A 20,445-nucleotide genomic window follows, 5' to 3' on the forward strand; every position below is an offset into this window, starting at 1 on the left:
GCTACTCCTTCTTGCCCCACATGCGGTACAGGCTGTCCGCAAGGATGCTCGGGTTCTTGACGCCGATGTTGTCGAGGCGCGACGGGTTCTGCTCGATGTCGTCCATGAGCTCGCGGAGGTTGCCGTACTCGTCAACAATCTTGTCGGCCATGCCCTCGCGCACCACGCTCACGCGGTTGAGCGTGCGAAGTCCCAGCGGGACCATGACGCTGTCCTCGCGCAGGCCGTCGTAGCCAAGCACCTGCGCCACGCGCTTGGAGCTGCGCCACTGCTCGGGCTCGGCGGCGTGCAGGCGCGCGCGGATGGCCTCGGCGTTTGCCTCGGAGGAGTCGCGGGCGTAGTCACGGATGAGCAGGAGGTACTCGCTCTCCATGTCGCCCACGAGCTGCTCGCGCTGCATCTCGACGGTGCGGCCCTCGCTGCCGAGCTGGTCAATGCAGCGGTCGATCTCGTCGGCGGCGGTCATGAGGGTCTCGAAGTAGCAGAGGATGGTGGAGACGTCGCCGAGCGTGACGTAGTTGTCGAGCTCGAGCGTGGTGAGGCGCAGCAGGCTGCGGTCGAGCGACTGACGCGTGGTCTGCAGGGTCACGAGCAGCTGGCTCACCGACGTCATGACCTCGGCGACGGTCTTGAGCTGGTGCGAGTGGCCGCACACGTAGAGGTTGACCACCTGGCGGCGCTCGGAGACCGAGATGACGAGGGCCTTCGTGAGCAGGCTCATGCGCGCGGCGGTGCGGTGGCGCATGCCCGTCTCGCTCGTGGGGAGGCTCGGGTCGGGGTTGAGGTGGAAGTTGGCGCGCAGGATCTGCGTGAGGTCGCGGTCGACCACGATGGCGCCGTCCATCTTGGAGAGCTCGAAGAGGCGGTTGGCCGTGAACGAGATGTTGAGCGGAAAGCCGTCGTTGCCCGCGGCGAGCACGGCGTCGGTGTCGCCCACGCAGATGAGGGCGCCCAGATGGCCGGCGATGATCATGTCGAGCGCGCGGCGGACGGCGGTGCCGGGAGCCGTGGTGACGATGGCCTGCTCGATGCGCTCCTCGATGGAGGGCTCGGCGGGGGCGGCGTCACGTGCGTCCGGGCCGGCCTGGTGTGCAGCGTTTAGCTCCGTGTCGTTTACCTCGGTCATGCGCTCACATCCCATGCGTCGTCATGCATTGCATATAAGTATACGCGCGAGCCCGGGCGTTCCTTGCTATCGACACAAGGCGGCGGGCAGGGGCCCCGCGAGAGGCGGGCTGGGCCGGCGTCCCCGCCTCGCGCGCCTGGACGAAAAAGGCCCGCACGGGATGCGGGCCTTCCATATGCTCCCGCGAGTCGTCGCAGGCGGATATGTGACTGGGTTGCCCCGCGGAGAATCCCCCGCGAGGCGTCCCAAAAATGTGGCTACGCCTGCTCGGTGGCCGCGCTGCCGGCGGCAGCGCCCGTGCCGGTGGCCTCGGCCACGTGCTCGCGGCCAAGCTCGGTCCACTCGGGCTCCTCGTCGGGAAGCGAGCCGGCCTCCTTGGTGAAAAGCTCCTTCAGGCAGTTGTAGGCCACGATGAGGCCCAGCGCCACGAGCAGCACGGCAAAGACGAGCTGCAGGCCGGAGGTGGCGATTGCGGCGGCACCCTGGGAGGACAGCGCGGTGACGCAACCCATGATGCTCATGACCAGCGAGGTGAAGGTGCAGCAGAGCAGGAACGCCACGGGCACGTAGAGCATGGCGCCCTTGCGGCCGGTGACCTTGCAGAACACCGCGAGCGTGATCATCGTCATGCCGCCGAGCAGCTGGTTGGAGGCACCAAAGAGCGGCCAGATGTTCTGGTAGCCGCCAAAGGCGAGGGCGAAGCCCGGGATGAGGGTCACGACGGTGGCGAACCACGGGTTCATGAGGAGCCTCATCGCGCCGGTCTGCGGCTTGTCGATGGCGAGGGCGTCGTTGCTCTGGGCGAAGAACTCGGAGAACGAGGTGCGGGCGATGCGGGCCACGGCGTCGAGCGAGGTGAGGGCCAGGGCCGAGACGCACATCGTCATGAACACGGTGGCCACGGTGGCGTCGACGCCAAAGGCCTGCATGCCGCGGGAGATGCCGGCGGCGAAGATCTGGAACGGCGTGGAGGCGACGCCGGCGTTGAGCGCGCCGGTGCCGGCGGTGTTCATGTCGGAGAACATGATCGCGGCGACGATGATGGCGAGGATGCCCACGAAGGACTCGACGACCATGGCGCCGTAGCCCACGGGCAGAGCGTCCTGCTCGCGCTCGACCTGCTTGGAGGAGGTGCCCGAACTCACGAGGCTGTGGAAGCCGGAGAGGGCGCCGCAGGCCACGGAGACGAACAGGATTGGGAACATCATGCCGGACTTGGTGGTGAAGCCGGTGAACACGGGGGCAGTCATGGTGGCCTGGCCGTTCACGCCGAGGACCACGATGCCGAGCACGGCGCACACGATCATGACGATCATCATGATGGACGTGAGGTAGTCGCGCGGGGTCTTGAGCGTCTGGATGGGCAGAGCACCGGCAAAGACCAGGTAGACGGCGATGACGGCAAACCAGCCGAACTTGTCGAGGTAGATCGGGAACTGCATGCCCACGGCGAACATGGCCACGGTGAGCACGACGGCAAGGACGAGCTCCTTGGCGCCGTCGAGGTTGAACTTGCGGCAGGCCCAGCCGAAGGCGATGGCAACGAAGGTGAAGAGCATCGAGATGGTGCCCGCGGTGCCAGCGGCGTAGGACTTGTTGGCCGCGTCGACGCCAAAGCCGACGCCGGCGACCATGCCCTGGCCCATCTTGAAGGTGCCGGCCACCATGTCGGTGAACGCAGCGATGACGATGATGCAGAACAGCCAGCAGAACAGCAGGAACAGGCGACGGCCGGTCTTGCCGATGTACTTCTCGATGAGCTGGGCGAGCGACTTGCCGTTGTTCTTCATCGAGGCGTAGAGGGCGCCGAAGTCATGCACGGCGCCAAAGAAGATGCCACCGACGAGCACCCAGAGCACGACCGGCAGCCAGCCGAAGGCCATGGCCACGATGGTGCCCGTGACGGGGCCGGCGCCGCAGATGGAGCTGAATTGGTGCGAGAACACCGTGAAGCACGAGGCGGGCGAGAAGTTCTGGCCGTCCTCCATGCGGCGGGCGGGCGTGATCGCGTCACGGTCGATGCCCCACTTGTTCGCCAGCCATCTCCCGTAGAACACGTACCCGGCAGCCAACACCACGGCTGCCACCACCATCAATGCGATCCCGTTCATCTTTCTCCCTTCCCATCAGGTTCGATGCGCAAAAAAGAGGAGCCGCTGGGTTCTCTAACCCGACGACCCCTCTGAAGGCCGCCCGCGAAGATGCGGGCGGCATATGCAGCCACCCGCTAGCTAATAACGACGACCTCGATAATGGATAGCTGCTTGCTCATTGCGAATGTCTCCTGATACCTGGGCACGCATCCCCACGTGCCATCTCCAGTGGATGGCTTGAATCATGGCACGGCGATGGGAATTGTCAAGATTCAATTTATTTTTCGTAAGGCGAGGAAATAAACGGGAAACAATTTCATTACATTGTGCTTGTTCTGCCATGGCATTAATGGCATTTACGCGAGGCGCCGGGCGAAGGACGCGAAGTGGCGCTTGGCGCGGGAGAGGCGGCGCGGCCCTGGGGCCAACGCGCGCGCCGGGCGAGGGGTGTCCGACGAGCATCGTCGCCCGCCGCGGCCTCGCCGTGTGGACCTGCCGCGTTCGCTACCATAGGGTCAAAACTCGGAGGCAGGCACGTGGTCGCCTGAGGAGCGGAGGGGCATGGCTTTCGACTCGCACATAGAGGACTTCCAGCGCCTGGGGATGCGCTTTGCGCGCACGCTCGACGAGGGCGACCCGTTTGGCTCGGCCCGCGCGGCGGCCGACTTTGACCGCCGCTACCGCCAAAGGCGCGACAGCCTGCCGCAGTCCGACAGCGACCGCGCGTTCTCGCTCGTGAGCCGCGCAACCGACCTCATCGACTACCAGCTGCCCTTTGCCTCCGACGACGCGGCGCCCGGCATTGTCACCGAGGCCCGCAAGCTCCTGGGCGAGGCGCTCGAGCTTGACCCCGACTGCCACGACGCCCGCCGCATGATCGCCGCGGCCGACAGCCCCTGCCCCAACGACTACCACCGCTTCCTCGCCGACCACGCGGCCGAGGTTCGCGAGTCGTGCGAGCGCGAGCTGGCCTCGCTCGAGCTGCCCGAGGGGGCGCTGAAGGACGCAACGGCGGTGCTCGCCATGCGCCCCTACGTGCGCTGGCTTGGTGCCGAGGCCGCAAACGCCCTGGTTTGCGGCCGCTATCGCCTCTGCGTCCGCCTGGGAGAGGAGGCCCTCTCGCTCGACCCGGCTGACGAGGCCGACGTGCGCTTCTCGATGGCGCTTGCCCATGCCAAGCTCGAGGACGCGCAGGGCCTTGCGAACATGGCCCACAAGCCGGGCCGGCAGCGCGGCGAGGCGTGGTACTCGCTCGCCCGAATGGCGCTTGCCTTCAAGCGCTGCGACCGCGTGGCGGCCGAGCGCGAGGTGCGCCTGCTGCTCTCCATATATCCGCAGGCGGGGACAACGCTCTCGCGCCAGGATGACCTGCCCGACGGCGTGTTCGCGCGCATCGTGGTGGCGCCGCTCAGCGAGGACGAGCTCATCCTTGCCACGAGCGAGGCCACGGTGCTTCTCCAGGAGGGCTGCGACGCCGACGAGCGCGGCACGCTGGGCCGCTGGGTGGCCACGCGCCCGGAGGTCGTCGCGGCGGCCGAGCACGAGGGGGCCGGCATGCAGGCGGGCGAGGTGAGCGACAGGTGAGGTGCAACGAAGAGCTGGTAGAGCGCCTGGCCCGCCGCCACAACGAGAAGATCGGCCCGCTCTCGTCGCAGGCCTACGACGAACTGGTCCTGGCCGTGCGCAAGGATCCGGAGGCGTTTCTCGCCGATGACGCCGACCGCGCCTTCCAGCGCCTGGGCCAGGCCCTGGCCGCAAACGCGCAGTCGCGCGCCGACGAGGAGTTCCTCGACGACGACTCCTACGAGGCCGCGCGCGCCAGGCGCATGGAGCGGCTCGAGGCGGGATGCCGCGAGGCGCTCGACCTCGACGGCGGGTGCCTCGACGCCAAGACCGTCATCGCGCTGGCCAGCAACAAGGATGCTGACCAGGCGCTCATTGCCCTCGACGCCCTGTGGGACGGCACGCGCGGAGACGAGCAGCTGGCCCAGCTCGGCGGCGTGGCCGACGCGAGCGCCTGGGATGATGTCTTTGCCCGCCCGCTTCTGCGCCTGCTGGCCGCCCGCGCGCGCACGCAGCTCGACACCGCCCGTTACCAGCTTGCCAGCGCAAGCTGCGCGCGGCTCGTGGAGCTTGACCCCACCGACGAGCTGGGTGCGCGGTTCACCTGGGCCGTCGCGCTCGCGCGCCTCGAGGATGAGCAGGGCTTTGACCAGCTGGACGCGCGGTTCGACCGCAAGGGCAACGCGTGGTCGCACCTGGCGCGGACGCTGCTCATGTTCAAGCTCGACCGCATGGGCGCGGCCCGTCGCGCGCTGCGCGGCTACGCGAGCCTGTGCACCGGCGGCGCGTATGCCCTGCTGCGCCCCGCCTTCGTGGACACCTACCTGCCCGACCGCCCCGAGTTTGCCCCCGGCAGCTTCGAGGAGGCGTCGCTTGCCGTGCACGAGTGCGACCCGGTGGTCATGGACACGCCGGACTTCCTCACGTGGGCGGGCGACCAGGACGGCTTCACCGGGCAGGCGCAGAGGTTCGCGCAGGACAACGACCTGGACTGGTAGGCGCGGGGCGGGGTCTGGAGTGAGCGCGGGACGGCAAGGGAGTACCGACCCGACCGAGACGGCCAGCGTGAGCAGCACCTGCGGTCAGAGCCCGCACGGGGACGAACCGCAGCCGCTCAGCGCCACACCCGCAGCCGCGCCTTCACGTCTGGCGGCACGCGGCGGCTCTCGACGGCCTTCTGTATGGCCTTGCGGCGGGTCCATTCGTCGAGCGGTACGGCGGGGGCGTTCGACGACGCGCCGGGGCCAGTCGGCAACGCGGCAGGGGCACCGAGCGACGTCGCGGAACCGCTCGGCTCGAGATACGGCATCGCCGCCGCCGGCTGCCTCACTACCGCCTCGGCGAAGTACCACGCGCGCATCATGTCGAGGTAGTAGGCATCGTCGTCCCGCGCGCGTCCTGGCGCGCCCGCTGAAGCGGGGGCACCCGTCGCGACATCCTTACCCGTCTCCCCCACCAGATGCGCCGCGGCAACCAGGTCGAGAAAGCGTGGCTCGAATCGCCCGTCAAGGTAGTGCGCCATCAGCACCCTGATGGCGAAGCGCATGGGGTAGCAGCGTCCCGACCCCAGCCAGCGCCCGACCCACACGAGCGTCTCCTCGGGACGCGCCGCAAGCGCCCTCACGGGCAGCTGGTCGCAGGTCGCCCAGTTGTCCACGTACGGGAGAAACGCGTCGTAGCGAGCGAGCGCCGCGTCGTAGTCGCGCTCGAGCCCGATGGCGAGGGCGTGCACCTGCATCTCCTCGAAGAGCCCGTGCGGCAGGGCGCCGAGAAAGCCGTCCCTGTCGTCTCGGCGCACGAGCTCGCGAGCGATGCGCCTCAGCTCCGGCGTCCGCACGCCCACGATGCGCCGTGCGTCGACACTTGGCACGAGCGGTGCGAGAAATGCGCGGTAGGCGGGGTCGACATGCCCGGCAAGAGACCGCATGACGAACTCCTGCGCCGTGTCGTTTGATGATGTCCTTGTCACGCCGCCGCTCAAGCCATCGCATATACCGGGACGATCAATCATGGTATAAATCCGTTCAGCGTAATTAACAGATATGCCATGTTAGACAATTTGTAGAGTATATTAATCGATTTACTCGCACGATATCGTGGATAGACGTTGCTTGCTACCCCTGCATCCCCGCACGGTACCAGTTGACAGCAATCTGCGTGCGGTCGCGCAGGCCAAGCTTGGCGAGGATCCGCGTGACGGCGCGCTTGGCGCTCGCGGGCTGCACGCAGATGCGCTCGGCGATCTCGGCGTTAGAGAGGCCCTGGGCGACGAGGCCCGAGATCTGGCGCTCGCGGTCGGTGAGCCCGCGGAAGTCGTGGCGCAGCGATGCCGCCTGCTCCTCCCGACCGATGGGGCGCACGCTCCTTGCCAGCACCTCGCGCGTGATGCGCGGCGTGAGCACGGCGTCGCCGTCGGCGACGGAGCGGATGGCACGGCAGAGCTCCCCCACCTTCACGTCCTTGAGAAGGAACCCAGAGGCGCCCGCCTCCAGCCCGCCGAAGGCGTAGTCGTCCTCGTCATAGGTGGTGAGGACGAGGACGCGCACCTGCGGCCAGCGACGGGTGATCGCCGCCGTGGCGTCGATGCCGTCGAGCACCGGCATACGCACGTCCATGAGGACGACGGCGGGCAGGCCGCGCCCGAGACGCTCGGCCTGGGCGAGACGGTCGATGGCCTGCTGTCCGTTCTCGGCGTCGAGTATGACGAGGAGACCGGGGTCGCGCCGCACCATGAGGGAGAGCCCGAGGCGCGTCTCGGGCTGGTCGTCGACGATCATGACGGGGATGCGCGCGGACGCGGCCGCCCACGCGATGCCGCTATTCGTCGCCATCGGGCTCCCCCTCCCCTTCGCCGGCCCCCGTCAATGACGGCAGATGCGCCTTGAGGCACCAGCCGCCCTCGTCAACCGGACCGGCGGCGAGGGTTCCGCCCGATTCCCCGACCTCTCCGCGCAGGCGGGCGAGCCCCATGCCGGTGCCCGGGTCCCCGGCGCCCTCGCCAGGGGTCCCATCGTCGCGGATTGCGACGTCGGCAGAGCCATCCTCGCCGTGGTCCACCGAGGCCGTGAGCCGCGAGAGCCCCGCGGCGTGGCGCAGCGCGTTCGTGACGCCCTCGCGGCAGACGCGGAAGGCGAGGCCGGCCTGGGAGGGGTCGTCCGGGCGCACGCCCGTCTCCGTGAAGGCGGCCGTGACGCCGGCGGCGCGGACGGGCCCAAGAAGAGCGGCGATCTCGTCCCAGCGGTGCCGCTCGGCCGGCTTCTCGGTGGGCGCGGAACCCGGCAGGGCGGATGGCACCGCCGTGCTCCCCGCCTTGCCCGTCAGCGCCCGCACGGCTCGGCGCGTGTCGGCGAGCCCCGAGCGCGCGAGGTTGTTGATGCTCGAGAGCGCCTGGTCCAGCTGCTCGTCTCCCGTGGCTCCCGCGAGCCCCTCCGACAGCGCGATGATGGCCGTGAGGTCATGGCCAACCGAGTCGTGCAGCTCCGCGGCGATGCGGCTCTTGGCGAGCGCCCGGTCACGGGCCTCGGCGGCTCGGGCGATCTCCGCCGCTCGCTCCGCCTCCCTCTGGGCAGCGTCCTCGGCCTCGCAGAGACGCCACCAGCGAAACCGCGAGAGCAGCGCGAAGCCAACCGCAAGTATGAACGGGTAGCCGATGCCCGCAAGCGCGGCGACGGGGCTGCGGGTAGACGTCACGACACTGTCGATGACGGCGGACAGCGCGACCGCCATGACACCGACGGTCGCGCCCACAGCCGCCTCGCGCCGGGGCGCACGGGCCACGCAGGCATACAGGGCGACAAGCGGCAGAACGTACACGTACGCGAGCGCCCCGACGACGGAGGCGACGAGGCAGGCGACCGACTCGAAGACCACGGAAACGAACGGGAGCCGGTAGCGCAGGAACAGCGCCGCACACCCAACCGCCATAAGAGCGAAAAGGGCAAGCTGCGCCGATGGCGTGGAGAGCGAGGCGTCCGTCTCGGCGAACACCACGCGAGCGAACATCATCGCTTCCCATGCCACACAGAGTACGGGTGCAATAATCCGCAGGTACGGGGTGCTGTCCCATCTCTCGAGCAGCGTGTCCCGGCGGCCTGTGCCCTGCTTCCCCGTTCCCTCGTCCTCAGCCATCAGCCCCTCCCCTCATGCCCTCGCTCCCATAAGGGTACCTCGCGCTTCTCCCCTACGCATGGACGTCTGCACGGGTGAGCCGCACCGTGGCGACGACCACCGCGGCGACCACGTAGGCGATGCTCAGCACGGCTATCTGGGCGACGTGCGGCACGTCGAGCACCACGAGGGCGTTGCTGTTCATGCCGGACTGCATGAGCGAGTACGGGAAGACGTAGCCGAGCCCTCCCATCGACGCCATGATCCCCAGGATCCCGCCGCCGAGGCCGACGCCCACCGGCGCGGCGAAGCTGCGGACGAGCATGGACACGACGAGCTGGATGCCGCAGATGGCGAGGCTGCCGAGCCAGCCGAGGGCGACCTGCCCGGCAAGCATCGCCACCGGAAAGGCGCCGGGCACGCGCAGGACGAGGCCGCTCGCGACGAAGAACGCCGTCATGGCCGCGAACGCGACGAGGTCCAGGAGGGCGAGGACCGCGAGCTTGGCGACGAACACGTCGCGCGCGGGCACCGGCGCGACCATGAGCTCGTTCCAGTTGGAGCCCGTGTGCTCGAGCCGCCACAGGTAGCTCGCGCCCGCGCCGATAAGCGCCGGCAGGAAGAAATAGCAGATGAACAGCGTGTGCTGGGTCCAGAGGTTCTCCCAGCCGGGCGTGAGGAGGCCGAGGTTGGCCACATAGTTGGCGCTCCCGATGAGCGCCGAGACCGCCGGCAGCGCCGCGAACGCTGCCCAGACGGGCGCCCGGCGCATCTTGATGAACTCGGCGGACATGCAGGATGCAAGCATGGTCATACCTCCCTACAGCTCGCGGGCGGCGAAAGCGCGCCTGGAGGCGACGAACACGGCGATGGTCACGGCGACGCAGACGGCGAGCCCCGCGGCCGGGAACGGAGCCGCCCAGAACCTCATGTGCTGCGAGGCGTCGTAGGCGCCGCCGACGAGGCGACACACGAAGAAGTACGCGCTCGGCACGAACCAGCTGAACACCGGAGGCAGGTAGGCGATGAAGAGCCCGAGGAAGCAGAGGCCCACGCCCACGATCATCGGGACGAACTGGTTCGCTGTGGCGAGGCAGACCGCCTGTACGATGGTGACGAGCATGGCGCACACGGCGAAGGTGCAGAGGGCATGGCGGGCGAGCAGGGGCGGGCCCGGGAGATTCTGCTGGAAGCCCACCCCGTAAGCGACCGCCGCGACGCCCGCCGTCTGGACGCCCACGACCACGGCGAGGATCAGGAGGCACGCCGCCCACTTGGCCGCGACCACGCGCCGGGCGTCCTCCATGGTGAGCAACAGCTTCCACATGTTGGCGCGGTTCTCCACGTCGGTGACGGTGGAGGCCACGATGGCGCAGAGCAGCGGCAGCACGATGGCGTTCAGCTGCGGCAGCATGTAGAGGATGCCGTCGAAGTCCGGGTTGTGCCTCACGGTGTTGGAGGCGCCCGCGACGAGCCAGGCGAACTGGAACGCGAGCAAACCCAGGCTCACAAGCCACAGGTGCTTGCGACGGGCCTTGGCGAACTCGAGCGCGACGGACGCGGCGAGCCGGGCTTGGCCGGCCTTGGCGATGGCACCCATCAGAGCGTCGCCTCCATCCCGGTGAGCTTGAGGAAGATGTCCTCGAGGCTCTCGCTCCGCTCCTCCAGCCGGACGACTCCGATGCCGCGCCTGGCGAGCCCGAGCGTCACCTGCCCGGCGGTCGCGTCGTCCACGGCCTTGATGCGCAGCCACTCCCCGTCGGCGACGGCGCCCGGCAGGGTCCCCGCCGCCGCGGCGTTGTCCGTGGTCCGCAGCGCCAGCCAGCGCCGCGCGCGGGCGTGCAGGCTCTCCATACTGCCCTGCCACACCATCTGGCCGGCGCGGATTATGCCCACGTAGTCGGCCATCTGGTCTATCTCGGAGAGCAGGTGGCTGCTCACGACGACCGTGCAGCCGAAGCGCCCGGGCATCTCGCGGATGAGCTGGCGTATCTCGTGGATGCCGGAGGGGTCGAGGCCGTTGGTAGGCTCGTCCAGGAGCAGCAGCCTCGGGCGGCCCATGAGCGCGGCGGCGATTCCCAGACGTTGCTTCATGCCGAGCGAGAAGTGCCCGATGAGCTTCCCCTGGGTCTTCGCGTCGTCCAGGCGGACGACCGAGAGGGCCTCGTCGATGCAGCTCGCCGGAAGCCCACGCAGGCGCCGCACGATCTCGAGGTTCTCGCGCGCCGTGAGGTGCGGGTAGCAGCTAGGGGCCTCGATGAGCGAACCGACGCTGCGCAGTACCGAGAGGCGGTTGGCAGGCGTCATCCGCTGACCCAGCACCACGGCGGTACCGGCGCTCGGGTGCACGAGCCCCAGCAGCATCTTCATCGTGGTGGACTTGCCTGCACCGTTTGGGCCCAAGAACCCGTAGACCGTGCCCTCAGGTACGGCAAGCTGCATGTTGTTGACCACTGCGGTATCGCCGTAACGCTTGGTGAGACCCTGGGTGGATACCGCAAGAGTCTCGCCCGACGGCGCATGGGTGGTCGCCGTCGCTCGGGCGGTCGTGACCGCACCCATCACCGGCCGAGCAGTCGTGACCGCATCCATCGCCGGCTGAGCAGTCGCGACCGCGCCCATCGCCGGCTGGGCGCTCGCACCCGTCGCCCCCGCCGCCGCATGGCACAAAGCCTGAGAATTCATGCTCTAATCCCCTCTCGCACGTGTCGTTCTTCTTCGGAACGACTGCATTCTTTCGCGAGAGGGACTCGGCAGGAGGGCCAGCATGCCGAGTGACACCCTGGGGTGACGGGAGCGCCGCCGCTTCAGCAGCTCGGCGACGTGAGCCTCAATCTTCTCGGGCGTAGTGGCGGGAGCAAAGCGCGCGACGACCTCGCCCTTGCGGTTCACCAGGAATTTCGTAAAGCTCCGGTGGATGTCACGCCCGACGAGCCCGCCCTTCTGCGCCTTCAGCCACGTATAGGGCGGGTCTGCCGCCTCCCCATTCACGTCATCTTCGCGAGCGTGGGGAAGTCCACGCCGTAGCTGAGCCGGCACTGCTCGCGGGCGACGACAGCATCGAGGACGAGGTGAGCGCCTCCCACGACAACGGCATCCTCACCGTCACCGTGCCCAAGGCCAAGCCCAGGACCGTCTCGGTGCAGTAGGCTCGACGAACAGAGGAGCCGCGCGGCCGGGCGCTTGCCAAGCTAGTGCTAGCGGGGCGCCCGGCCGGGGACGACAGGTACCCGGGTGAGTGCCATCCCCGTCCGAGCGCACCGCCCCACGCAAGGCGGCGGCGTCCCACGCAAGAAAGGAAGCCATGAGCACCGAGAACAGCAACACGCTCGGCACCTGGGGCGACAAACTGCGGGTATATCGCGAGGGAACCAGTGATGACCGATAGGCGGCATGCACCCTGGACGGCTGCCATCGGTGCGCGGGTGGCATGCAGGTGGCGCGCGGATGGCATGCGCCCCGGATGGTTGTCGTCGGCGCGCAGGTGGCTTGTGGGCAGCGCCGGGACACCCCAAGCACATGCTCTGCCCGCAAAAGACGCTTCTGAAAATGGTTTCTCGACAGATACCTTTTTCAGAAGCGTCTTTTGAGGGTGCTGTGCGCAGATCCTTTTTCAGAAATGTCTTTTGAGGCAGGCGGAGTTCGCCCTGGAAGCTGGATGACAGCCATCCCGGGCAACCGTCTCGTCCGGTAATGGCACGGCGGCCCGCAAGACTATAAATTGCACGCCGTCGCTAATATGCCGTGCGCCCGCTACACTCTTGTGGAGAAGAGTGGCCACCCGCCCCGCCCCAAAGGAGACCGAGACATGCCGGAGTTCATCCGCGCGCGCAGCGCCGAGCAGAAGGAACAGCGCATGGACGAGGTCAAGCAGGCGGCGGCACGGCTCTTCTCCACCCATCCCTACCACGAAATCACACTCACCACCATCGCCGACGAGCTCTCGTGGTCGCGCGCGAACCTCTACAAGTACGTCCGCACCAAGGAGGAGATCTTCCTGTCGCTGGCCGAGGACGCGCGCGACGCCTACTACGAGGCGTTGCTCGAGACGTTTCCCGGGAGCCCAGCCGTCTCCCCCGACGCGGCAGCGGCAAGCTGGGCGGCCATCGTCGAGCGCAACACCGGCTGGTTTCGCCTGCTCGACCTGCTCTTCAACATCATCGAGGCGAACGTGGCCGTGGAGAAGCTCGTCCACTTCAAGCGCGGCTACTACGGCATGCTGCCCGAGCTGCAGGCCTCGCTCTCCGTGTCGCTCGGCGTGACGCCGGAGCGGGTGGAGCCGCTCATGAACACGGTGAGCTACCAGGCCGTGGGCCTCGTCAACAACGTTTGCAACACGCCGCAGGTGCACGCGGCCATGCGCGAGATGGGTTTCGAGCCCCGCCCCACCGACGTCCGTGGCGAGATGGAGGCATTCGTAGCGCTTCTCCTCGAGCACGAGCGGGGTTGGCGGCGCGGGGTTGAGGTACGCGGAGCTGACGGTGCGGGTTGGCCCGTGCGGGGATGATGGCCGTGTGCGTCGTGCTGCTCGCGATGGGCCTCACGCTGCGCCGCTGCGCGTGAAGCCGACGGCTGGCGCACGCTTGGTGTGCCGGTGAAGGTTGTCCCGGACAACCGTCAGCTACGGATGGGCTCCGCCGGCACCATTGACGACAATCCCGGATGCCGGCCAGGCACTTCCCGACAAACCCGGATGCCGGCCAGGCACTTCCCGACCAACCCGGATGAGAAACGGCCCGATTTCGTCCGAGTTGGTCGGGGATTCTACCTGAGGCCCTGTTTGCGGGGCACTCGGCCTGCGGCTGCGGGTTGAGCGTGTCCAAACGGCCGCTTCCGGCACGTGCGGAGGCCATATTCAGCTATCCAGGCACGCTCGATCTGAGGAAGGAGACAGCGGCCCGGGAGGAAAGGCAACGGCCAGCCCGAGTGGAGAGGCGACGGCTGCCCTGGGTGACTCTCGCCCCGACAGCCATCCCGGGCAACTCTCGCCTCGCCAGCCACCCGCCGACGTGCCGTCTCTACGGTCCGCAGGAAGTGCCGAGCCCGCCCTGCTGGCAGAATGCCACCTGTACGACACGGCAAGAGGAGAGCCATGGACACCTACATCACGTCGGACGCCATCCAGGCGCTCCACGAGCGGCGCAGCCTCACCCAGCGCGCCCTCGCCGAGCGCCCTGGCGTGACCGACAAGGCCGTCTCCAAATGGGAGACGGCCGGGGCTGCCCGGCGTCTCCCTTGTGGAGCCGCTCGAGCGAGGGCCGAGGGGGCCGATGAACGAGGACGAGAGGAAGCGGGTCATCCGCGCCTGGAAGCTGCGCAACCCCGCCTTTGGCGTGCTGAGCCTTCGCCGCCGCGAGACGGGCGAGACCCTCCTCGTTGCCACGAACGAGACCGCGCGCGGGTTCAACCGGCACACGTTCCAGCTTGCTGCGGGCGGGCACCCGTGCCAGCGGCTCCAGGAGCTTTGGGATGTCTACGGAGCCGACGGCTTCGACCTCGCCGAAGCGGCGACGCTCACGTACGATGACCCGGCCAAGGACCAGAGCGACGCACTCGAGAAACTGCTCGAGACGTGCCTTGAGACCACGCCTGGCGCCCAGCTGCCCTGATTGACGAGGCTGGCGAGGTGACAGGGACTTGGGCGCGCGTCATCCGCCTGTCCCGGTGGGATCCGCTTGTCTCAAAAGACGTTTCTGAAAAGGGTTTGAGCATGCCCTCTCACAAAGGGCGTTTCTGAAAAGGGTATCTCGTCAGATTCCTTTTTCAGAAACGTCTTTTGTGGGCGAGGCGGGGACCGCGGACATTCTATCCGGACTCGCCTAGGCGGCAAGCCTCAGCATGCGCTCGGAACGTGCCGATGACGCGCGTGCTGGGTAGGTGCCATCTTACGCGCGGAAGACGGCAGACACCCCGGACAGACATCCTTGCAGGTATCCTTGCAGGTATCCTTGCAGGCGTCCTTGCAGGTATCCCGGGCGGTTGTCGTGGGTGGTTCCTTGCAGTCGTCCTGGGCGGTTGTCGCGGACAGGTGTCCTGGGCTGTTGTCCGGGGTAGGTATCGCGGGCAGGTATCCTGGACGGTTGCCTTTGATAGTGCCTGAGGCAAGCGTCACCTTGCAGCGAGCGGTACTTGGAGAAAGACGCGGGCGATGGCCGCCTCGTACTCGTTTGCCTTGCGCACCTTGCGGATGGCCCGCCGCACCGCAAGCGGGTCGGCGAAGTTGCCCTCGGCGTAGGACCACCACTCCTTCATGCGAAACACCGCATTGCCACCGATCTCGGCCTCGTAGGCGTGGAAGAGCTCGTCGTGGAACCGGCGCAGTTCGGCGAGCGTCGCCGGCTGACTCCCACGAAGCATGCGGCCGAGCGCGGGGTTGGCCACGATGCCGCGGCCGAGCATCACGTGGCGCGTGGCCGGGTACGCCTCGACGAGGGAGCGCAGGTCGTCGGGCGAGAAGATGTCGCCGTTGTAGGCCACGGGAAACGGCGCCCGCGCGAGCGTCTCGCCATAGGCCGCCTGGCGCGGCACGCCCTTGTAGAAGTCCTGCCGGACACGCGGATGGACGATGAGCTCGGCCAGCGGGTGGTGGCAGAACACCTCAAGCAACTGCTCGTATTCGGCGTCGTCGGCGATGCCAAGCCGCGTCTTGACCGAGACGGGGATAGGCGAGCGCGCGCAGACGTCGCCGAGCAGCGCGTCGAGCGCAGCCGGGTCGCGCAGGAGTCCCGAGTCCCGACCCTTGGCCACCACCGTCCCCGAGGGGCAACCCAGGTTGAGGTTGACCTCGCGGTAGCCCATCTCGGCCAGGAGCTCCGCCGCCCAGGCGAACTCGTCGGCATCCTTCGTGAGCAGCTGGGGCACGACATCGAGCCCGGCGTTGCGCTCCGGGTCGAGCTCCTTCATGGCCTTCCCGCCAAACGCCGAGCCCACGCGCGGCGGGGCGACGAAGGGCGTATAGCAGCGGTCGAGTGCGCCGAAGCACACCGCGTGAACCCTGCGGAACACGCTTCCCGTGACCCCCTCCATGGGGGCGAGCGACAACAGCATCGGGCAAACCTCGCAAGTGGGATGGGCGGAGCGGGACGGGTGCGGATGACAGGCGCCCTGGGCACGTGACGCCGGCGCGTGGCGTCGGGCCGCCGTCAAGGGCGGGACAACGGTACCACACGGCCGGTCGAGATGACGCTTGCCGGGACGCGCGTCGACACGTGTGACCCGGGGCGCACGAAGGGCAAGGCGCAGGTCAAGGCCTTCTACGAGGCGGCACTTGAGGGCGGCACCGACAACGGCGCGCCCGGCCCGCGCGACCACGCGCCCGGCTACTACGCCTGCTTCGTGCATGATCCCGAGGGCAACAACATCGAGGCCATGCTTGTCGAGCAGTAGCGGATGGCGGGGGCGCGGCGGGCTGCGCCGCAGCGCACGCGTCTGCCGGCCGCAATCGCGCTTGCACAGACTGCGGCATCGTCGGCAAGCCGTGACCTCGCCTGCGGGGCACGCCCGCGGCCGCAAGTCCGCGAGCAGACGAAATGGTGCCTCTGCTATACTCACTGCCGCGTCCCCATCGTCTAGCGGTTAGGACATCGCCCTTTCAAGGCGAGAACACGGGTTCAAGTCCCGTTGGGGGCACCAGACATTGCAGCAGGTCAGAGGAATTCGAGCCTCTGGCCTGCTTCTTTTTTCGCGGTACGCCACATGGAGTTGCGCAGCGTTACGCCGTACTCCGCAGATGCAAAACCCGGCCGTTGACTCCCCCGGCAATGAAGCTATACTTCTCTGTTATTAGATGGTTGTCTAACTATCTAATAACAGAGAAGGGCATGGACACTCAAGAAAGGAGGCGTTATGGCAGGAGAGGGATTCAAGGCGCTCGCCGACCCGACGCGCAGACGCATTCTCGAGCTGTTGGAGACCGACGACCTCACGGCAGGCGAGCTCGCCGCGCACTTCGACATCAGCAAGCCCACGCTCAGCCATCACCTGGCAACACTCAAGGCCGCCGGCCTCGTCACGGACGAGCGCCATGGCCAGAACATCGTCTACAGTCTCAACACCACCGTCATGCAGGACCTGATTGGCTGGTTCCTTGGTTTTACGGAGGACTCTCATGAATAGCACCAACAACGGCAGCACCCACGACCTCGTCTCGCGCAACTGTCTCATCGCACTTGCCGCGCTTTCCGGCGCAAACGTCATCGCACACCTCATCGCGCTCCCAAGCCTGCCCGCACAAATACCCACCCACTGGGGTGCGAGCGGTGAGGTCAACGACTGGGGGCCAAGCTGGACGGCAGCCGCCTTGGGCGCGCTACCCCTCGGGATGCTCGCCCTCATCTACGTGATTCCGCGCATCGACCCCAAAGGCAATGGCTATGCTCGCGCCGGGAAGTTCTATCAGCGCTTCGTTGTTGGCGTTACCCTGCTCATGATTGCCATCAGCTGGCTTCCCGAGCTTACCGTTTGGGGCGTGATAGCAGCCAAGGGCTCCACGAATGTCATCGTCTCCGTGCTAATCGGCGCGCTGCTCGTCGGCATCGGCAACTACATGCCACGTATCGGTCAGAACTACACGATGGGCGTGAAGACCCCCTGGGCCCTCAACGACCCGGAGAACTGGCGCCGTACCCAGCGCTTTGGTGGCAAGTGCTTCGTGCTCATGGGAATTGCCGTCGCAGCATTTGGCCTCGCGGGACCCTACCTCACGGACGCTGTTGTCGCAGCGGCGATCATCGTGGTCTGCCTTGGGGGATGCATCGCGATGTACGCCTATTCCTACCTGCTGTTTGTCGGCAAGATTCGCTAAGAGATCATCCGCACTCGCCCCGCCAGGCCCAAGCATCGACTTTCCCGTCCTCGCACGATTCGGCGAACGGCAGCGGCCCGCACAAATAAACCCCTACACAAACGGGAGAGAAACGGCTAAAGTACGCGCTTGTCGAATTGTATTTGCACCTGAGCGCACGCGCCACGCCATAATCGAACTCGCAGTCACACCTCCACGAGTCGCCAGGTATCTGTCGTTTTAGAAGGACGGCAATGAAGCACATCCTCATGGCCTGCGGCACGGGCATTTGCACCTCGTCTGCGGTACGCGATCGCGTCTGTCAGATTCTTGATTCTCACGGGTTCGCCGGCACTTATGACGTCACCCCGTGCAAGATGGCTGATGTCCCGGCGCTCGCCGAGTCGCACGACTTCCTCATCGCCGTCACGCTCATCCCCGGCACTCTCGATATCCCGTACGTGAACGGCACGCCGTTCCTCACGGGAGGCGACACCAGCGCGTCAGAACGCTCCCTGCTCGCACTCATGCGCACACCCAGCCGCGCTCGCACGTTGGCTTGCTCTTAGCCTGCGCCCGGCACGGACAACGGGAACGCGCCGCCCACACCAGGGCCAGCAAGCGCGCATGCCCCCAACTCGCTCCTCATGGAAAGCGGGACGACAGCCACAGAGCCGTCGTCCCGCTTTTTTCGTCTGGTAGGCAAAATGGGGTGTCCGCTTGAACTATATATCTCGAGTTACGAGCTTGAATTCGTTTGCGGACAATAATTAGAAATGTGCTCAAAATCGCGTAGGGCAAAGCGAAATAGCTGAACTAGCACTTATTAGTAGCGGCAAGCAGCTCCATTATGTACGTTTTTGCTGCTAGATACACTAATTGTTTGCCGTCGGCAAACTCTTGTAATTGCTGCGGGAGTTGATACGACCAGACAACACACTGACGTACATCAGCGCGCGGCTCTCGTGTAATTAGCAAAACAAAATAGCCGGGAGCGATGCACTCCCGGCCACAATCTGAACACAATTCTAGACTTCGAGCTAAAGACCAAGCAGCCTTACCCTCTTGCGAATAGCCTCTTCAACTTCCTCGCAAAGCTGCTCGTAGGTATCCGTCGGAGCCGTAGCAGTCTCGCGACCACGACCGGGATGGAGAATGTCCCAACGAGATATCTTCCCAGCGACACGACCCTTGCCGGGAGCGTGATTGCCGAAGCCGGGAACAATCGAATTCCACACGGGAACGTAACGGGCGATGAGAGCGGATTCGGTCAGCGGCACCCAGACGGCGTTGAGGACGAGCATGCGGCAATAGAACTCCTCGACCCTCAAGTTTGTCGCCGCCTCAATCGACTTGCGATGGTCGTTCGCCACGCGGTCATAGAGACGCATGCCAGCCCTCGGGGTATCAACGGCGCTGGTATCCAGCTCGTTCCCCGTCAGAGTCTTCGGGCCCGCCTTGCCGATGTAGATAGGAAACGTGCCGGGATCGGAAAAATTGATGTCAGAGAGTTCCTGATAAGCAGGAAAGTCGCCGCAGTAGAACAGAGCATAGACACCATCGCCGTAGAACTTATCGATGTCCGAGAGCGGCATCAGTTCGGAGCTCATCAGCTCGCGGGCGAGAGATTCCGACAGGGAGGCGTAATCGAGCGGGTTATACGAGCATGGCTTCATGCTTGACCTCCCCGCAAAGCTCGGACATGAGAGCGTCGTTGATGTGCTTGCGCGCTGTATCCTCGCGGAGAGCGCATGCGACGGAGGAGGCGACCACGCGGGCAAGCTCGACGGGAACCGCGTTGCCTATCTGGCGCATGCCCTCGCTCCAAGCACCGGTGAGCTCGTAGCCGTCCGGGAACGTCTGGACGCGGGCGGCCTCGCGAACGGTCATGTAGCGCAGCGAGCCGTCATCAAAACGGATGGTGTTCTCGCCGCCGGGGACGCCGTGGACGCCTGCCTTGATGGTCTTGCTGGGCTTATCGAGCGGTGAGCCGGTGTGACCGGGATACGACCTCGCCTCGCCGCCGCGAGACTCGTTGTTGAGCGCGGGGACATTTTCGATCGATTCGCCGAGCGTGACCCAGGGGAGCAGACCACGGCCGTGGGTACGCTGGGGGAACGCCCAAGAAGCCTCGACGTCGGAACGGAAACCAACAATAACGACGCGGTGGCGGTGCTGAGGGACGCCGTAGTCGGCAGCATCGACAACGGTGGGGATTACCTCATACCTTACACCCTCATGGTCGGCGCTCGTATGAATGCGAGACAGCCGAATGGCGTGCTGTTCCCACGTCTCCCCTTCGCGCTTGGAGAGGGACGGATGCTGCAAGCGAAGAAGAATGTACTCGTAATACTGATGGAAGGACTCACGAGCAAGACCCTTAACGTTCTCGCAGATGAAAGCACGAGGCTTCAACTGAGCAAGAACGGCGGTGTAGGCAGGGAACATGTCGCGCTTATCTGCCTCGGCGCGAGCAAGGCCACCTAGAGAAAACGGCTGGCAAGGCGGTCCGCCGGCAAGAAGGTCGATGTCATCCGGCAGGAACGACCAGTCCACGTCGCGGATGTCGCCCTCGATGATTCGCATGTCATCGTTAATGAGGGGGTAGCCCTTTTCCTGATTGAGGCGAAGGGTATTGCAGCAATTATGCTCCCACTCCACAGCAGCAAGATGTTTGAACCCCGCGAGGGAGGTACCAAGAAGAAGGCCGCCAGCGCCAGCAAAAAGCTCGACAGCGGTGAGGTTGCCGTTGGCGTCCATCATTCACCATCCAT

The 20,445-nt window shown here is 66.4% G+C and carries 19 protein-coding genes and 1 tRNA gene; 9 read left to right on the top strand and 11 right to left on the bottom strand.

The window, feature by feature from the left end:
• Position 1: 1 nt before the first annotated feature.
• Complete coding sequence (gene disA / locus EFAMC1_RS03660; protein ID WP_154052972.1) at positions 2 to 1,126, bottom strand: DNA integrity scanning diadenylate cyclase DisA; 1,125 nt, start codon at positions 1,124 to 1,126, stop codon at positions 2 to 4.
• A 257-nt stretch (positions 1,127 to 1,383) separates the two neighbouring features.
• Positions 1,384 to 3,237, bottom strand: coding sequence for a carbon starvation protein A (locus EFAMC1_RS03665; protein ID WP_154052973.1), 1,854 nt, complete (start codon positions 3,235 to 3,237; stop codon positions 1,384 to 1,386).
• Positions 3,238 to 3,780: 543 nt separating this feature from the next.
• Between EFAMC1_RS03665 and EFAMC1_RS03670 the strand changes: the two genes are divergently transcribed.
• Complete coding sequence (locus tag EFAMC1_RS03670) at positions 3,781 to 4,803, top strand: response regulator receiver protein (RefSeq protein WP_154052974.1); 1,023 nt, start codon at positions 3,781 to 3,783, stop codon at positions 4,801 to 4,803.
• Positions 4,800 to 5,780: a hypothetical protein gene (locus EFAMC1_RS03675; RefSeq protein ID WP_154052975.1), complete on the top strand. Its 981-nt coding sequence runs from the start codon at positions 4,800 to 4,802 to the stop codon at positions 5,778 to 5,780. Before EFAMC1_RS03670 ends, EFAMC1_RS03675 begins: the two co-directional genes overlap by 4 nt.
• A 116-nt stretch (positions 5,781 to 5,896) precedes the next feature.
• Here the strand turns inward: EFAMC1_RS03675 and EFAMC1_RS03680 are convergent, their stop codons facing one another.
• The 6 genes from EFAMC1_RS03680 to EFAMC1_RS03705 all read right to left on the bottom strand — a co-directional run bounded on the left by EFAMC1_RS03680 (position 5,897) and on the right by EFAMC1_RS03705 (position 11,574).
• Positions 5,897 to 6,793, bottom strand: a complete 897-nt coding sequence (locus EFAMC1_RS03680) for a DNA alkylation repair protein (protein ID WP_154052976.1) — start codon at positions 6,791 to 6,793, stop codon at positions 5,897 to 5,899.
• Positions 6,794 to 6,896: 103 nt separating this feature from the next.
• Positions 6,897 to 7,613 carry a response regulator transcription factor gene (locus EFAMC1_RS03685; protein WP_222838634.1) on the bottom strand — a complete coding sequence of 239 codons (717 nt, stop codon included), beginning with the start codon at positions 7,611 to 7,613 and terminating at the stop codon, positions 6,897 to 6,899.
• Positions 7,600 to 8,910, bottom strand: coding sequence for a sensor histidine kinase (locus EFAMC1_RS03690; protein ID WP_154052977.1), 1,311 nt, complete (start codon positions 8,908 to 8,910; stop codon positions 7,600 to 7,602). Before EFAMC1_RS03690 ends, EFAMC1_RS03685 begins: the two co-directional genes overlap by 14 nt.
• Positions 8,911 to 8,962: 52 nt before the next feature.
• On the bottom strand, positions 8,963 to 9,697 hold the full coding sequence (locus tag EFAMC1_RS03695) for an ABC transporter permease (RefSeq protein ID WP_154052978.1): 735 nt from the start codon (positions 9,695 to 9,697) through the stop codon (positions 8,963 to 8,965).
• A gap of 12 nt (positions 9,698 to 9,709) precedes the next feature.
• Entirely contained in the window at positions 9,710 to 10,489 is a 780-nt protein-coding gene (locus EFAMC1_RS03700; RefSeq protein WP_154052979.1) for an ABC transporter permease, read from the bottom strand.
• Positions 10,489 to 11,574, bottom strand: coding sequence for an ATP-binding cassette domain-containing protein (locus EFAMC1_RS03705; RefSeq protein ID WP_261981752.1), 1,086 nt, complete (start codon positions 11,572 to 11,574; stop codon positions 10,489 to 10,491). The genes EFAMC1_RS03700 and EFAMC1_RS03705 overlap by 1 nt, the downstream gene beginning before the upstream one ends.
• Positions 11,575 to 12,697: 1,123 nt before the next feature.
• Between EFAMC1_RS03705 and EFAMC1_RS03710 the strand changes: the two genes are divergently transcribed.
• On the top strand, positions 12,698 to 13,396 hold the full coding sequence (locus EFAMC1_RS03710; protein ID WP_154052980.1) for a TetR/AcrR family transcriptional regulator: 699 nt from the start codon (positions 12,698 to 12,700) through the stop codon (positions 13,394 to 13,396).
• A gap of 763 nt (positions 13,397 to 14,159) precedes the next feature.
• Positions 14,160 to 14,498, top strand: a complete 339-nt coding sequence (locus EFAMC1_RS03715; RefSeq protein WP_154052981.1) for a GIY-YIG nuclease family protein — start codon at positions 14,160 to 14,162, stop codon at positions 14,496 to 14,498.
• Positions 14,499 to 14,997: 499 nt separating this feature from the next.
• On the opposite strand, the gene EFAMC1_RS03720 is transcribed toward EFAMC1_RS03715, so the two are convergent.
• Positions 14,998 to 15,936 (bottom strand): tRNA dihydrouridine synthase, encoded by a 939-nt coding sequence (locus tag EFAMC1_RS03720; protein ID WP_154052982.1) that lies wholly within the window; start codon positions 15,934 to 15,936, stop codon positions 14,998 to 15,000.
• Between the two features lie 132 nt (positions 15,937 to 16,068).
• Between EFAMC1_RS03720 and EFAMC1_RS03725 the strand changes: the two genes are divergently transcribed.
• The 5 genes from EFAMC1_RS03725 (at position 16,069) to EFAMC1_RS03745 (ending at position 18,240) form a co-directional block, all read left to right on the top strand.
• Positions 16,069 to 16,275, top strand: coding sequence for a hypothetical protein (locus EFAMC1_RS03725; protein WP_222838635.1), 207 nt, complete (start codon positions 16,069 to 16,071; stop codon positions 16,273 to 16,275).
• 171 nt (positions 16,276 to 16,446) lie between these two features.
• Positions 16,447 to 16,521: transfer RNA gene (locus tag EFAMC1_RS03730), tRNA-Glu, on the top strand.
• A gap of 213 nt (positions 16,522 to 16,734) precedes the next feature.
• Positions 16,735 to 17,004 (top strand): autorepressor SdpR family transcription factor, encoded by a 270-nt coding sequence (locus EFAMC1_RS03735; protein ID WP_124107545.1) that lies wholly within the window; start codon positions 16,735 to 16,737, stop codon positions 17,002 to 17,004.
• Complete coding sequence (locus tag EFAMC1_RS03740; protein ID WP_154052983.1) at positions 16,997 to 17,692, top strand: SdpI family protein; 696 nt, start codon at positions 16,997 to 16,999, stop codon at positions 17,690 to 17,692. Before EFAMC1_RS03735 ends, EFAMC1_RS03740 begins: the two co-directional genes overlap by 8 nt.
• A gap of 233 nt (positions 17,693 to 17,925) precedes the next feature.
• Entirely contained in the window at positions 17,926 to 18,240 is a 315-nt protein-coding gene (locus tag EFAMC1_RS03745) for a PTS sugar transporter subunit IIB (protein WP_187324540.1), read from the top strand.
• Between the two features lie 471 nt (positions 18,241 to 18,711).
• Here EFAMC1_RS03745 and EFAMC1_RS03750 read toward each other — a convergent pair whose 3' ends face one another.
• Together EFAMC1_RS03750 and EFAMC1_RS03755 are read right to left on the bottom strand one after the other, a co-directional pair.
• Entirely contained in the window at positions 18,712 to 19,347 is a 636-nt protein-coding gene (locus tag EFAMC1_RS03750) for an Eco29kI family restriction endonuclease (protein ID WP_154052984.1), read from the bottom strand.
• Positions 19,328 to 20,434, bottom strand: coding sequence for a DNA cytosine methyltransferase (locus EFAMC1_RS03755; protein WP_222838636.1), 1,107 nt, complete (start codon positions 20,432 to 20,434; stop codon positions 19,328 to 19,330). Before EFAMC1_RS03755 ends, EFAMC1_RS03750 begins: the two co-directional genes overlap by 20 nt.
• Between the last annotated feature and the right edge of the window lie 11 nt (positions 20,435 to 20,445).

The organism is Olsenella uli (assembly GCF_901212675.1).
Classification (GTDB): Bacteria; Actinomycetota; Coriobacteriia; order Coriobacteriales; family Atopobiaceae; genus Parolsenella; species Parolsenella uli_B.